17 protein-coding genes are annotated in these 15,145 nt (G+C 35.5%); 13 read left to right on the forward strand and 4 right to left on the reverse strand.

What is annotated here, in order from left to right:
• Window positions 1-424: 424 nt before the first annotated feature.
• The 13 genes from P3T75_RS01085 (at window position 425) to P3T75_RS01145 (ending at window position 10,775) form a co-directional block, all read left to right on the forward strand.
• On the forward strand, window positions 425-685 hold the full coding sequence (locus P3T75_RS01085) for a hypothetical protein (RefSeq protein ID WP_282461999.1): 261 nt from the start codon (window positions 425-427) through the stop codon (window positions 683-685).
• Between the two features lie 348 nt (window positions 686-1,033).
• Window positions 1,034-1,636 (forward strand): WxL domain-containing protein, encoded by a 603-nt coding sequence (locus P3T75_RS01090; protein ID WP_282462549.1) that lies wholly within the window; start codon window positions 1,034-1,036, stop codon window positions 1,634-1,636.
• A gap of 19 nt (window positions 1,637-1,655) precedes the next feature.
• Entirely contained in the window at window positions 1,656-2,405 is a 750-nt protein-coding gene (locus tag P3T75_RS01095; RefSeq protein WP_282462000.1) for a WxL domain-containing protein, read from the forward strand.
• Between the two features lie 90 nt (window positions 2,406-2,495).
• Window positions 2,496-3,587 (forward strand): DUF916 and DUF3324 domain-containing protein, encoded by a 1,092-nt coding sequence (locus P3T75_RS01100; RefSeq protein WP_230711093.1) that lies wholly within the window; start codon window positions 2,496-2,498, stop codon window positions 3,585-3,587.
• Between the two features lie 12 nt (window positions 3,588-3,599).
• Window positions 3,600-4,259, forward strand: a complete 660-nt coding sequence (locus P3T75_RS01105; protein ID WP_206903321.1) for a hypothetical protein — start codon at window positions 3,600-3,602, stop codon at window positions 4,257-4,259.
• A 10-nt stretch (window positions 4,260-4,269) separates the two neighbouring features.
• Entirely contained in the window at window positions 4,270-4,875 is a 606-nt protein-coding gene (gene lepB / locus P3T75_RS01110) for a signal peptidase I (RefSeq protein ID WP_282462001.1), read from the forward strand.
• 12 nt (window positions 4,876-4,887) lie between these two features.
• On the forward strand, window positions 4,888-5,559 hold the full coding sequence (gene lepB / locus P3T75_RS01115) for a signal peptidase I (protein WP_282462002.1): 672 nt from the start codon (window positions 4,888-4,890) through the stop codon (window positions 5,557-5,559).
• A gap of 163 nt (window positions 5,560-5,722) precedes the next feature.
• The gene (locus P3T75_RS01120) at window positions 5,723-6,154 is read left to right on the forward strand and encodes a MarR family transcriptional regulator (protein WP_282462003.1); all 432 of its coding nucleotides are present in this window, start codon (window positions 5,723-5,725) and stop codon (window positions 6,152-6,154) included.
• Window positions 6,147-7,013 carry an NmrA family NAD(P)-binding protein gene (locus tag P3T75_RS01125; RefSeq protein ID WP_282462004.1) on the forward strand — a complete coding sequence of 289 codons (867 nt, stop codon included), beginning with the start codon at window positions 6,147-6,149 and terminating at the stop codon, window positions 7,011-7,013. The genes P3T75_RS01120 and P3T75_RS01125 overlap by 8 nt, the downstream gene beginning before the upstream one ends.
• 505 nt (window positions 7,014-7,518) lie before the next feature.
• Window positions 7,519-8,988 (forward strand): ribosomal protection-like ABC-F family protein, encoded by a 1,470-nt coding sequence (abc-f, locus tag P3T75_RS01130; RefSeq protein WP_282462005.1) that lies wholly within the window; start codon window positions 7,519-7,521, stop codon window positions 8,986-8,988.
• A 287-nt stretch (window positions 8,989-9,275) separates the two neighbouring features.
• Window positions 9,276-9,518: a hypothetical protein gene (locus P3T75_RS01135; RefSeq protein WP_282462006.1), complete on the forward strand. Its 243-nt coding sequence runs from the start codon at window positions 9,276-9,278 to the stop codon at window positions 9,516-9,518.
• Window positions 9,519-9,728: 210 nt separating this feature from the next.
• Window positions 9,729-10,169, forward strand: a complete 441-nt coding sequence (locus P3T75_RS01140; RefSeq protein WP_282462007.1) for a hypothetical protein — start codon at window positions 9,729-9,731, stop codon at window positions 10,167-10,169.
• A 213-nt stretch (window positions 10,170-10,382) separates the two neighbouring features.
• Window positions 10,383-10,775, forward strand: coding sequence for a hypothetical protein (locus P3T75_RS01145; RefSeq protein WP_282462008.1), 393 nt, complete (start codon window positions 10,383-10,385; stop codon window positions 10,773-10,775).
• Window positions 10,776-11,481: 706 nt separating this feature from the next.
• On the opposite strand, the gene P3T75_RS01150 is transcribed toward P3T75_RS01145, so the two are convergent.
• The 4 genes from P3T75_RS01150 to P3T75_RS01165 are packed head-to-tail and all read right to left on the reverse strand — an operon-like array spanning window position 11,482 to window position 14,431.
• A complete protein-coding gene (locus P3T75_RS01150; RefSeq protein ID WP_010745208.1) occupies window positions 11,482-12,699 on the reverse strand; it encodes a tyrosine-type recombinase/integrase in 1,218 nt (405 codons plus the stop codon).
• Complete coding sequence (locus P3T75_RS01155; protein WP_010745209.1) at window positions 12,692-12,898, reverse strand: DUF3173 domain-containing protein; 207 nt, start codon at window positions 12,896-12,898, stop codon at window positions 12,692-12,694. The genes P3T75_RS01150 and P3T75_RS01155 overlap by 8 nt, the downstream gene beginning before the upstream one ends.
• Before the next feature lie 14 nt (window positions 12,899-12,912).
• Window positions 12,913-13,944, reverse strand: coding sequence for a replication initiation factor domain-containing protein (locus P3T75_RS01160; protein ID WP_010745210.1), 1,032 nt, complete (start codon window positions 13,942-13,944; stop codon window positions 12,913-12,915).
• Window positions 13,919-14,431 (reverse strand): hypothetical protein, encoded by a 513-nt coding sequence (locus P3T75_RS01165; RefSeq protein ID WP_010745211.1) that lies wholly within the window; start codon window positions 14,429-14,431, stop codon window positions 13,919-13,921. The genes P3T75_RS01160 and P3T75_RS01165 overlap by 26 nt, the downstream gene beginning before the upstream one ends.
• Between the last annotated feature and the right edge of the window lie 714 nt (window positions 14,432-15,145).

Genomic DNA, 15,145 nt, shown 5'->3' on the forward strand with positions numbered 1-15,145 from the left:
CTGCGAATATTGATCGAATTTCATATTTATTTTTTTAGAAAATGCAACATTGAGTGTAGTAATGTTTACGCAAAAAATAGTTTTTCCAATCAATCTTTTTTTTATCTTTGTCGGAAAGATTTGATTGGGGACTATAGCGCAATAGTCCCCGATATATTTTGCGAGTTTAAATAAATGCAGGAATTAAAGCGATGCTTTTTATAAAATTATCATTTTTTTTTGTAAATCTATGAATTTTTGAAAAAAGGAGGGCCTGTTTTTTTTATTTTATTGATTTATTTTATTAATTTTGAGAAATGGGTTTCAAGAATTTTTATATACTAAAAATGTGGCCTAAAAAAATTAGGTGTAGGTAAAACTGGCTTAGGTCGTTGGTTTTACTAAATAAACAGACGGAATATAAAAAGGAAGAGGGGGAACGAACATGTTTGGTAAGAAGAAAAAGGATGATTTGCTGGCTGAATTGGAGGAATTAGGATTTCAGAGTGACGGTGATGACGAAGTGGTTTCAGAATTAGAAGCAAAGAATACTGCACTCAGCAAAGAAATAGAAGCGTTGAAAGTAAAAAACGAAATAATAGAAAAAGAAAAGTTGACTTTAACAAATGAAAAAGAAAAATTACAAACTACTATTGAGAATATGGAGAACGAGTTAGCTTCTGTTCAGGCAATCCCAGCTGATTAGCGATGATGTTCCCCCAACTGGAACAGGCAAGCCAACACTAGTACCACTTGATAAGCCAGAATATATTACGGAAGCAGATTTAAAAACCTTCTTATCAGAGTACAGCGATAATGTTTCGGCTAACGAAGATATTACGGCTGCCTTAGTTGATCCTGATGGTATTGCAGATTTAGTTGCAACAGTTGGCGAGAAAACGATACAGATTACTTTAACAGATGAAGCGGAGAATACAAGTGAGCCAATTGATGTTCCAATTCATGTCGTTAAAGGAGAAGTGAGCGGTGATGTCGCAATAACAGGATAGCAGATCCAGAAAATCCAACCATACCGATAAAACCGGAAAATCCTATTCCACCTAATTCCAATCCCTTGCGTTTAGATTATGTTCCAAGTTTAAATTTTGCAACGCAAAAAAGTGATGGAAAAGATCAAATGTATGCCGCAAATGCCATGATGTTTGAAGATGAGACGACACCTCGGGCGCAATTCATTCAAGTGACTGACAGAAGGGGAACAAATTCTGGTTGGACTGTAAGCGTGAGACAAGAAAAGCAATTTGCAACAGATGAAAAAGTTGAATTGGATGGTGCGATGCTTTCTTTTGATTACTCTTGGGCAAATGGCTCTGATGAAAGTCGAACGCCAATTGTAAAAAAAGACATTATTGAAATGAAAATTGGTGAGACACAAGAAATAGCGAACGCTAAAAAAGGTACGGGGGATGGAACTTGGTTTATCTCGTTTGGCGCTTCCCAGCATAACTCAGCTGGTGTGGCGAATACTTTGGAGCCAAGAAGAGATAGCAACAACCAGGTGACTATTGATACTAGATATAATAAACCGTTATTTTTTAACTCCGCTGTTCAATTATCGGTACCTGGACGAACCGAAAAAGTTATAGGTAAGCCTTACAAAACGGAACTGACTTGGATTTTATCTGAGTTACCATAAAAAATTGGAGGAAAAGAAGATGAAAAACATTACAAAATTAACTACAGCAGCATTATTGGGAACAATGGCATTAGGCGTGGTAGCTCCAGCAGCACATGCAGCAACAGATGTAGTCGGGAAAGGACATATTGAATTTAAACAAGAGAAACCGGAAAATCCAGATCCAACACCAGGGGGGGAAGATGGTCCAGAAATTACGGAACCAACACCTAATCCAGATCCCAACCCATTGAAAATCGTTTCTGTAACAGAAATGGATTTTGATATCAATGAAGTACCAGTGGGAAATGCTGAACAAACTTATGGAGCATTACCATTTGAAGCGACTCCTGCAGATGGAAGTGAAAAATTTAATACAGCGCACTTTGTTCGATATATGGATGTTCGTGCCGATGGTCCTGAAAATCATCATACAGTTAGTGCACAGTTGACAAAACAATTTACGCACACAAATGATACCAGCACACTTGAATCAGCAACATTAAAGTATAAAAATATTACTTTAGAGGCAGGAAATGGTACGGCTGATGTGAATGCACCAGTTAGTGCAGTTGTAGCGCCTGAAGCGGTAGTTGAAGAGGACAAGCAAACTCCAGTGATTTCAAATACTGAAACTGGTAAAGGCCGGGGTGTCTTCGATATTATTTTTGATAAAAAGGATGACTACACTACGTATGATGGCGTCACATTAGTTGTACCAGCAGCGGTTAATATGCTAACAGGAGTCTATACTGGTGAAGTTACGTGGACAATTGCTGACGCACGATAATTAAGAAACATAGTTTGATCTATCAGGCGACTGCTTTGTGTGGTCAGTATGAAAGCAGTCGTCTGATTAATGACTAAAGGGGTGTGTACCATGAATAAAAAGGCCTGGGTGGGAATAATCTTAGTCTACATAATGGGATTATTTCTTGGAAATACAATAGTTAGCTATGCTGCTGATAGTGCTGAGGCTCAAGGTGGTTTTTCATATGAGGTTGTTCGACCGGAAAATCAAATTGATAAAGGTGTCGGCTACTTTGATCTGAAAATGGAGCCGGAACAAAAACAGACTGTCAAAATAAAACTGCATAATACTGGAGATAAAGAAATTACTATTTTAGTGGGTGCCTATGGAGGAAAGACTAATAGTAGTGGTGTAATCGAGTACAGCAACAATGCTATTGAAAATGACAAGTCGTTGAAGTATCCTTTTGAATCCGTCGTAAAAGTACCCAAAGAAGTTAAGTTAGCTGCAAATTCTTCACAAGATTTAAATATTGACATTACTATGCCAAAATCTGAATTTGATGGTTACATTGCTGGAGGTATTTTACTACAGGAAAAAGATGCAGAAGGTACAAAATCACAAAGTCAACAAGGGATGGTTGTTAACAAGTTTGCCTATCTAACTGGGATGCTATTGAGTGAAAAAAATCCAAATACAAATAAAGAAGAAATGAAATTAAATCGCGTTTATGCGACGTCAAAAAATCATCGTAATGTAATTAGTATAAATTATTCAAATATCCAGCCGATTTTTGTAGATGATATGACAACAGATGTTCAAATCATGAAGGGAGATTCAAATGAAGTCGTATATGACGCTAAAAAATCACAAATGCGGATGGCGCCAAATACGATGATTGATTTTCCTGTTAGCTTGGAAGGCTCGGAGATGATACCTGGAGATTATCGTGCTAAAATATTAGTAACGACAGAAAAAGGCGGACGCTGGGAGTGGGAACAAAAATTTACCATTACTGATGAAGAAGCAGATAAATATAATGCACGGGATTTGACTTTGGTTCAAGATCCAGGCCTTAATTGGCGACTGATAGCAATGATTGTCGGTGGTTTACTAGTATTACTACTTATCATCTATTTCATTGTTCGCAAAATTAACAAAGAACGTGAAAAGAAGAAATTAATCGAGCGAAAGCTAGCTGCAAAAAATAAAAAAAGATAGGAGCGAGGAGTGATGGAACTACTAGACTGGCTTTTTATAATCCTCCTCTCCCTTGCAATTTTTGCAATTATCTTTATGTTTATTTCGATTGCTGCTTGGGTAACCAACCAGCAGAAATTAAATAAAGTCAGCGCAATGAAGCCCAGCAAAAAACAACGTCGGGCTTGGTTGCGCTATTGCGTTGATTTGATGGATAAGGTAAGTAAAAATCGAAATAATGTGATTTTTGCTGTGATTTTTTCAATAGTATTCGCAGGTGGAAGCTATTATATCCGCTATTACCAATCCACAAGTTTAACGGCAACTGATTCTGAAAATGTTGTTCAAGGCTACTTCATTGTTCAAGAATTGGAAAAACAGTTAAAAGAACTATCAACCACCAGTAACGAAAAAAAAGCGCAAAGCACAATCTACGATTTATCTTCTCGTTTAGTTAGTTATGGTTCGAATGTTCCGGAACCTCGTTTAGGAAAAGATGAAAAATTGGTATTGAAACAGTTGTATACACGAATGAAGCAGTTGGGTATCAATTTAGCCGGACTTTCCATCAAACAGCTAAAAAATAAGGAAGTTAATTCCGGCTATTTAAACGACATTAAGCGAACGCAAGCTGCTCAAGAACAAGTTTTTAATCACTTTAAAGTAGATAAATCAGCCCTCCAACAAGAATAGGAGGGAACTGATGAAAAAAAGATTAAATCAACAACAATTACAACTACTTGCACAAAGCATCCGGAAAAAAAGGCGCAGGCGCTACCTTCAAGATTTATTTGTTACCTTTGGAATTTTTGTTACAGTGGTTATGGGAGTATTCTTTATTTTTTTTCAAATACAGACAGTGAATGACTTCAGCATGTTGCCAAATTTGCAAGCGGGAGACAGGTTGATCTTAGGAAAGTATAAGGAGATTGAGCGGTTTGATATCGTTGCTTTTCAAATTCCAGGAAGAAAACAACAATCGATTCGACGTGTTATTGGTTTACCAGGAGAAGAACTTCGCTATCATGAAGATATTTTATACGTAGGTACGCGGGAAATACCCGAACGCTTTTTAAGTGATGATTTAGTTGCAGCAAAAGATAAAGCGTATCAGCTGACACCAGATTTTACTACCAGTGATATTAGAGGTGTAAAGAATCAACGAATTCCCGCTGATTATTATTTAGTTTTGGCGGATAATCGTAGTTTTGGTGTTGATAGTCGGGATTACGGATTAGTACCAAAGGAAAATATTCTTGGTGTTGGCGTAGCAATATTTTTACCAGTTTCCCGTATGACGCAATTGTAGGAGTTGAAAGTTATGACAGAAAAAAAACAAGAAAACCCTCGAATTGTGTCGCAAGTGGCTTCAAAAAAAAAGATGCGAAAAAAATTGACCTCAGAGCAAATAGAGCTAATTTTGCAGCGTCGGCGAAAAGAACAAATACGAAAATACTGGGATCTATTCTTACTGTTAATGACAATAGTAGTGTGTGTTCTTTTCTTAATAAATGTTAAAGCGCATCAAATTGTTGGTGAGTCTATGATTCCAACGCTTCATAATGGAGACCGAATTTTAATAAAAAAAACACAAGAAGTCCAACGCTATGACATTGTGACGTTTACACCAGACGGCAATGACTCACAAGGCAAGACTTATATTAAGCGTGTGATTGGTGTTCCAGGTGATAAATTTGTTATTCAGGGCTCAACTTTGTATTTATTTAACCAAAAAAATATTGATACAGAGTACGATGCTCTTCGATATTCAGTTAACTTGCCGGATAGTACGCAGATTTTTGAATTAGATAAAAAACTTGCTGACAATTTACGGAATCAGACACAGATTCCTAAAAATGCTTATTTTGTATTGGGGGATAATCGCAAAAACTCTGAAGATAGCCGTATTATTGGATTTGTACAAAAAAACGCAATCGAAGGAGTTATGAAATTACGTTTTTATCCATTCGATAAAATTGGCTGGGTACAATGAACAATATTTTAATAGTACGATAATTTAAAATACAGAACTTTTAAGACTAGGCTAATGGGCTTAGTCTTTTTTTATATTGAGATTAATGTTGAAATAGTACATCAAGTGTATTATAATCACATCTAGTAAATTAGATGTACTAAATTAGTGAGGAGAAATAGTGATGGATAATTTTATACACGCTTCAGAAGAAATAGCGCTTTTTTGTCGCATGAATGTTAACGTGAAAAAAAATTTACCAATTCGTTCTAGTGAGATGGGAATGTTGATCTATTTAGTTAAAACAGAAGGAGAGAAGACACCCAATGCAGTGGCAAAGTTTTTTAATGTGACAAAAGCGATGGCCACTAATATGACGACTTCTTTATTAAAACAAGAATATATTGCAAAAGAACAGTCGATGATAGATAAGCGCAGTTTTAGCTTAATTCCAACGAAAAAAGCTGTTGAATTAGTGGAGAGCGCATATACAGAATACTTTAAAACAATGACATTGTTGCAAGAAAAAATGGGAAAAGAAAAGTTTGCAGAATTTATTGACTTGTTAGAATGTGCTAACGAAATTTTAGTGGAGGAAAAAAAGAATCATGAGTAGAATTTTAGTAACCGGAGCTTCGGGAAATGTCGGCAAGTACGTCGTAGAATATGCACTAAAAAATGGCCAGCAAGTGACAGCTGCCGGGACACATCCGGACACGTTAACAAAAATGTTTGGCAATAATGAAAATGTCTGTGTTGTCCCCTTTGATTTTATGGATGAAAAGACCTATGCAAAAGCGTTGCAAGATGTACAAGCAGTCTTTATCATGCGTCCGCCTCATTTAGGCAATCCCGCTGACTTGTATCCTTTTATTGATGCATTAAAAAACAGCGGCAAAATCAAATTAATTAGCTTTTTATCATTGATCGGGATTGAACATAATCCTGTGCCTCCTCATTATAAAATTGAAAAATATATTGAAAAATCTGGCGTCCCGTATTGCCATATTCGCCCTAGTTTTTTCATGCAAAATCTAAGTGGTGTACACGCTTTTGAAATTAAACATTTCAATAAAATTGTTGTACCAGTTAAAAAAGCATTAACTAGTTTTATTGATGCTGAAGATATTGGTGAATTGATAGCAAAAGTTTTGACTAACCCAGCGAAGCATCAAAATACAGCGTATGCCATCACAGGTAGTGAAGCGATCGACTACGATCAAGTTGCAGACACATTAAGTGAAGTTTTACAGCGCAAAATTTCTTACGCTAATCCTGCGCCACGTTTGGCTAAAAAATATTGGATTACCATTCGCGGACTAGACAAAGAATATGCGACAGTGATGGGGATGCTTTATATGATGACACGCTTAGGAACAGCTAAGAAAGTCACGGATACATTTAATGTCATCATGGGTAAAAATCCTCGCAGCTTTGCAACGTTTGTCAAAAAAAATGCTGCCGCTTGGCAATAAAGAAAACTTAATGATCACTAGGGAATTAAATAACTAAAAAACTTATATGAAAAAATCGGATAAGTTTTTTTATATTTGAAATTGTAATGAAGAATCAACATGATCAAATAAGTTGTACGGATAAATTATTTACAATTCAAAACTGTCACTTTTCTTTTTATATGGCAGGCTTTTATTTCGATAATTGGATAGTTTAACATACAAGTAAATCAAATCATTAGGTAAATGGTATTAATGAAAAAAGGTCTTAATTCTCTTTACTTTCTAGTCAGGATACAGTAGTATTACAGTACTGAATAAAACAAAGAGGAGATTGTATATTATGACTGCATCCATGAAATTGCGTATTGAACTTTTGAATAGCTAATTAAATAAATTCAAAAGTCTTGGAAAGAGCGATTTCAAGGGATTAGTGTGTACTTTTCCTGAATATAGAAATCAAAGGATAGTCCTAGACTATCCTTTTTGTGTACTCTTTTTCCCGAGAAGAAAGAGAAGGAAATTAATGGAAAACTTAGCACTTAAACTAACGAATATCCGAAAAAATTTGGGTACAAAAGAAGTAGTAAATATACAAGAATTGACAGTTTATGAAAATAATCGCATTGGTATTATTGGTGATAATGGGACGGGAAAATCTACTCTGTTGAAGATAATACAAGGCGAAATAGTACCAGAAACCGGTTCTATTCAACGGGAAGTATCTTTTAGTTATTTTTCACAAATACCAAGAGGAACAAAGGTCATTGATTCTGAGAGAATGGATTGGGAGCTTGTTAGTCGCTTTAAAGTTCCCAAAAATGAAATCAACACATTAAGTGGTGGTGAAGAGGCCAAATATCGCTTAGCTCAGACCCTATCTACCTATCAAATGGGTCTGTTACTAGATGAGCCAACCACTCATTTAGATCGTAATGGGGTTGACTATTTAATTGAAGAGTTAAGATATTATTATGGCACACTTATTTTTGTTAGTCACGATCGCTATTTTCTAAATCAATTAGCAACTAAAATTTGGGAGATTAGGGATGGTCAAGTTACCGAGTATATTGGTAATTATGATGCCTATAAACAGCAAAAAGAAAGCGAGAAATTAGAGCGGCAAAGGGCGGCTAATAACTATACTAAAGAAAAAAAGAAGTTGGAAGCTGCAATTTTTCAAAAAAAGAAGCAGGCAGCCAATTCTGAAAAAGTATCTGCCAAGAAAAAAAAGCAGAATGTTCGACCTGACCGTCTATCTTCTTCAAAGCAAAAAGATACTGTTCAAAAGGGGCTTCAAAAATCGTTTAAGTCAATGGAATCTCGTTTAGCCCAGCTAGATGAGCCTATCCAACCCGAGAGCAAAAAGCACATTCTATTTCCAAAAGTTAAATCAGTTGAAATTCATAACAAATTTCCTATACGTGGAGAGCAAGTATCTTTAAAAAAGGGAGAGAAGAGTTTGTTGGAGAAGTGTGATTTTCAGTTTTCCTTGGAAAAGAAAATTGCTATTGTTGGGGACAACGGGACTGGAAAAACAACCCTATTAAATCATATTGTATCAAATGGAGAAGGCATTATTCTTTCTCCCAAGGTCACCTTTTCAGTGTATCGACAGATGGATTATAAATTTAGTGAATCAGAGAGTATTTTGTACTATTTAATGGAGCGTACTGAATATTCAGAAGCAGTTGTTCGAAGTATATTAAGTAATTTAGGATTCTCTCAAACAGATATTGGAAAACCATTGACTTCTCTAAGTGGGGGTGAATCAACACGGATTTCATTAGCTACAGTTTTTACTATACCCTCCAATGTCTTGATTTTAGATGAGCCAACTAATTTTATAGATTTGACAACGATTGAAGCATTGGAAGAATTAATAAAGGCATATGCCGGAACGGTCCTGTTTACTTCTCACGATTCTCATTTTGTTGAGAAATTGGCAGATGAAGTATATATATTAAATAATAAGCAATTAATATTAAAAAATTAATGTTTTTTTCCTTACTGTCCGATTTTTTCGACAAATGGATTGAGTTCAAACTGAAAAAAATATAGGAAGAGTTTACAGAAAATGACCTGACTCCCAGAAGTTAGACCAAAAATCTAACTTCTGGGAGTCAGTATATTCAGCGTGATCTTTTTTATTTAAAGGAAGATTCATACTAGCATAAGTGATAGAAAAACAAAGTGGAGAAAACATTTGCTTCTATGTAAAAAGAAGGGGGAACTAATTACTATGAAGAAAAAATGATTTTATTTTCGACGCTCATTTTGTTATTGATTTATCCATATCAAGTACTTGCATCAAACATGGAAAATAATACTGCAAGAAAATTACTTAATCAGGCGGAGTTAGTTGCAAGCATAACTAATCTGAACGAACAAGAAAAAGAAGTAATTAAATTACAAGAAATGTTAGAAAATTATGATGTAGATATCTCCAAATCGTATTGGACACCAGAAAAAAACGAAGCGTTGACACGTGGTTATGGACAGTGGCATGATTTAAGGAAAGGTTAAAGGACTAAACGATTACAAAAAGGCTCAAAAAGATTTAAAAAATATGAATGCAGCTCGTTCAAAAATTAAATATGAAGAAAGCGACTGATATTGTAATTGCAATTGGAATATTTATTGCTGTAGTTGGTTTTGCAATTTTTGCTGCTTCAGCAGTAGCTAGTTGGGGCGCGTTTTTCTTAGTATTCATATAGATAAGGAGAATGTTGGTAAATGGAATATTTTGTTAATGATGAACACTGGGATATTGAGGGTTATTATAAAAATTTAGAACAGTTATCAAAACGTTTGGGTACTTCATATCAATTCCTAAAAGATAATTCTTTTCACGACTATCGATTAGTAAAGATGGAAGTAAAAGAATTAGAAAATTTAGTAATAGAAGTTAATCTGTGTTTACGTAATCCTTATGAAAATATTGACTATATTATTAGATGGAAAAATATCAAAAAATTTTCTTTTCAGTATGATTACTCAAAGTACAAATTTTCCAATTTGGATGATTATGTTACGGATGATGGATATGGGACTGTTGCAGAAGATGAGATCACCGCTTATGATGAAAAATATTTACAACATGAACTTCTTTTTACTTCGAGAATGAAATTACATTTAGTGGGTGAAAGTATTGAGATAATCGGGTATAACTACTAACGTACTAGAGTTTAATATGACTATGATTGTGTAAAAGTTTAGAGATATAGGTGATCCTTTTTTTGCTCGGGTAAGGCTATTTGTTAGTTTAAATTTAGCCTAACTTATCTAATAAATCCGACAAGTTTTGGCACTATGTTTATATTTATATATATATCTAATAATAATCTCAAAATTTTATGTTGGGGAGGCTCATAAAAAAGGATGAAAATAATGAAGAATAAAGGTATGATATTAAGTCTGATACTCAATGTTTTGTTGATAGGTACAACGATTACATTCTTTGTCAAGGCGAATGACACTAAGGTAATGTTAAATACGAAAATCCTGAGTTCTCATACTTATATACCAAAGCGTGATTCCAAAAAGTGGGATAGTAGTAATCCTAAAGGGTACTATCTGTTCACTAAAGATGATCAAAGTATTGAAGTAACCACTTTTCAAGAAAAAATAATTCTAAGCTCAAAGTATAAGTTTATTGGTAATGGTGTATACGAGCTTTCTGATTCTAAGGGATATATTATTGCAAAGGATAAAGGACTAGATATTTATTTAAAAGAGGGTAATCCCTTAGTATTTGAATCTTATATTATTTTTGATAAATAAGTTATGCGTATAAATTATTTCTAACAGGTATAGTTAATTTCAACATTTTATAATATTTCAAAAAAGTGTCATGAAAATCATTTCCATTATGATATAGAAAATTATAAACCATAAAAGAAAAGCCCTTGTTAGTTAATATACAAGGGCTTTTGGTAGAGAACTATCTTATTTTCAATGAATATCAAGCATTTTAGCTATTGAATAGTATCGCTTTATAATGATTTTTCTTACATACTATGTTAGCTCTTTATTTCCGCTCAATGCTTTACGCATATGTAATCAATAGTATTGAATCAGCTTGCAAGTAATTGAAACCCTTGCTTTCAGATAAATTGAAGATCAATAAGATTTTTCGTATTTTAATCTCTTTAAATCGTTGTTATTAAAGCATCCTAAAGATATTTGAAAAAATGCTTAGGCTAACCAGGTCTTAAAAAGTAGTGAACATAAGAAAAATCCCTTGTCAAACGTTAATCTGACAAGGGATTTTTGGTAGGGAAAATGGTAGGGAACCATATCATTTTTAATGAAAATCAAGCACTTTAGCAACCGAAGAATGTTGATTTATAGGCATTCCCCATCCATATGATGTTGGCTCTTTATTCCCACTCCAATGTCACAGGTGAGCTTAAAACACTGTTAAATCAGTGTTTATAGCACTTTGTATATTTCTTGGCGGGGATTCTGGCGGGAAACTAGATTATTCTTATTTTTTTATGGTTTGATTCCCGTTAAAAGCAATCTTTGTCTTTTTAGCAGTTTGAATCTTGATACTACCGGCCATTTCCTTTGCGATACTTTCATCTGCACCCGACCACATATGTGAATAATGCTTTAGTGTGATTTCTGGGCTTGAATGACCCATTCGTTTGGAAAGTACTAGTACTGAAACATTGAACTCATTGATTAGAAATGAAGCATGAGAATGCCGTAATCCCTTTGCTTGGATTTTGTGAACACCGGCAAAGTTTGCATAACGCTCAATGATTCTACCAATAGTGGATTTAATCATTGGAAGTCCATCATACGAGAAGACAAAATCATGGATTCCTACTTGGCTTTGACGCTTTTTCCAAGCTGCTAGAATTGCAAGAGTATCATCATCTAAGACAATTGTGCGCTTACCATCATCTGTCTTCGTGTAATCATTACGATCCCAGTCTGTGCGACTTCGTGTAACTAGCATATGGTGGACTCTAAGACGTTTGTTCCTAAAATCAATGTCATCCCACCACAAAGCCGTGCCTTCATTTACACGTACTCCTGTCATGTAATACACCCACAGCATGACAAAACACAAATGTTCGTAAAAATCATCGATGCAAATAGTTGCAATCACTTTTTCGAATTCATCTTTTGTCCAATAAGCAACATTGCATTTTCCTTTGGGGATAGCCTTCACACGTTTTGAAATATTACTCTCAAGATATTGCATAGTCACAGCCATATCTAAGCTTTTTCTGAACATACCGAAAATCAGACTAGCATAACTTTGAGAATAACCCGCACCACCAGAATTCTTTTCGGTTAGTAGCCAGGTTCGATAGGATTGTACATCTTCTACATTGATTTCGCGTAAAGGTTTGTCTGAAAAGCGGTCACGGATATTTTCTAAGGTCTTTTTTCGGACTGAAAAAGTACTTTCTTCTACATCTGTTTTGTATGCCGGGATATAGACCTTATCCATGAATTCACCATAGGTTAGATGGTAGTTTGCATATTTTTGGACTTGATGATATTCTCTCTTTATTCTAATCAATTCTTTGTAGGCTGCGTGAGCAGACGTGAACTTTTTTCCAGATTGGTCCGTTCTGCCTTTTTTGCGCAGTCTTTTTCCTGTTATACGATCGGTGCCTAGCTCTGTTTCATAGTAAAACTGATTTTCTTTATCTACATAAACTCCTGCATATTTCGTTTTAGCCATTGCTGTTTTCCTCCGACTCTAGTTCACAACCTAGAATGGATTCAACAACTTCTTTTGGCACGCGACCAACGCGCTTGTTCATATAGAATGGATATCCTCGTTGTACCATGATTTCTTTTGATTGTCTAATGATATTTTGTGCCGTATGTTTTGGATATCCCTGTTCCATTAGTTCATTTTTATCAATGAACGCTGCCATCAATTTCACCTCACTTAGTAAGAATCCTCATTTTCCAATTCCAATATTTTTTGTTCGATAAAGGTCTGATCTGTTTCCGTGAATTTTTCTTTTCCTGTGGCTAGTAGTTCTCTCAAATAGACCTCTGCTTGTTCTGGGCCATAGGCTTGCAGAAAAGCTTCATAAATCATGGCGAGCGATTTCGAAGTGGCATTTTCTAACCATGCTTTCTTCTTGGAAAAGGTTGGCTTTTCACGAATTACACGTAAGGGGATTTTGGGAATACCCCCCACAAATTTATCCCACCATTTCATGTTCGACCAACGAGCTTTGTTGTGATAATTGACGGGTCCTTTGGGTTTGGTCTTGAAGCTGTAATGGGAAGCAAAAATGCCACGGATTACCGTGTTTAGTGGCGTTCCCTTTGCAATCTTTTCTACGGCTTGCCGAGCCTTATGATCGGTTAATTCCAATTCCCAGCGGACCCATTCGTTGACTTGGGCGATTTCACCCGTTTTATCGCGGATTTCTTGCTTTTTATCATAAATCCGCAGTAGTTGAGGTTGAGCGCCAATATAGAGGGTATGACCAGTCAGAACACCTTTCTGTAATTGCCCGCTGTTCACTTCTCGAAAGTAGCGAATTTGAGAGCTAAGTTGGCCATTCTTCACGTATTTTTGAAGCATAGCCACAGGAGGAGAGGAGCCATCAAATAAATCCATTGCCAAGTCGACACGAGTAACGGTTCCTTTGGCTTTTAGAATGGTGACTAAGAACTTCTGCCAATGCCAACCTTCCACACTAGACATATATTCTTCATATTGGCGACAACCTTGACCAGATAAGTTTACTAACAGATTGTTGTGGTGGTCACTTTGGTGAATGATAATATCTGCAAAGGAATAGTGAGAATCATAAGTGGGAAAAGGACTCCCTTTCTTTTCCGAAGTGAAGTCTGAAAGGGAAATTCCCAATAGGTCCGCAACTTTTTCCATTGAAGCATCCGGTAATGAAAAGCGTAGAAAATCAATCAGACATTCATTACTTTGCCGGAGTATTTGGTTCATTCACTTCTCCTAGTTGATAGGAATCGGCGCTGATTTTCAACGCTGCAAATTGCCACGTATCAATCATCGGCTGACCTTCTCCCACAAATGACTTTTTCTGAATTTTTCGGGGATAGATATTTAAGCCATTAAAGCGAATGGGAATTAATTCGCCGTCCTCATAGTTATCTAAAATTGGTAATTCTTCTTGATGCTCAACCACAATCGTTATCGGGGAGCCCAGTTCTGTTCCGCCGTTATTTAGAACCAGTTCGACAAAAGCCCGATCATAGACTTTGAAGGTGAGTGTCATTAACCCGGTTTCCACACGTTCGCCAACGTGGTTTTGTTCACGTTCCATCCGCATTTGAATATCGCTTTTGGCTACAACAAAACGTTGAGGGAGTTTGAATTGTTTGAGGTCGAAACGTAGACTAGCCAGATTGATTGTTTCTGAATCATTGAGTGAGATACTAGTTTCTTTTTGAATCATTAATTTTTTTGACATGTGTATTTCTCCTTTGGTTTTAATTTAGTTTTTTATTTCAGTTGGTTGAAACAAAATAGAGTAGGGGCGCGAATTAAGCACACGTTTTTTCCATCCTTTCACTAATAAGAACAATTTGAATTGTCACAATGTCCCTAAAATGTGGAAATTCTCATAATTTTCTTTGTGGGTGATTACCCTTCTATTACTACTACAATCCGAGTAGAGGAATTTTTCGAAACCACAGGTAATTAATTTAACTTGTAAGAGATTCTTAAACTATTTGAATCTCAATCAACTCATTTCGGAAAAGTTTCATTTTTGAGAAAACACAAAAAAGACGTGTAAACGAACTCGGCTCTTCCGCTGAAAGCCGGTTCGTTCACACGTCTTTTGGTTTACTATTTAGTTAATTTTGACAAAAAACAAATCTTTAAAGAGTGCTCGTGAAGCCTTTCGTAGCAACCCTCAAAGGGATTTTCAATGAGTTTGGTACCCCCGTGTTACTAACGCGATAGTATTTTGTCTAAAGAAGTGACTAAATGATAACAATTTTTGTATATTTAAGGTACTCAATTGTTCAGTTGTTCTATTCTAATCTGAAGTTATTTTAACTATAATTGAGTTAAGCACTGTGGACTAGTATGATATCCACCAGAATTTACTGGATTACTGTTTTGTTTAGACTCTGGCCGTCTAATGGGTAATAAGTTTGTTAGTGTATGATATACGTTC

This window comes from Enterococcus montenegrensis, assembly GCF_029983095.1.
Classification (GTDB): domain Bacteria; phylum Bacillota; class Bacilli; order Lactobacillales; family Enterococcaceae; genus Enterococcus_C; species Enterococcus_C montenegrensis.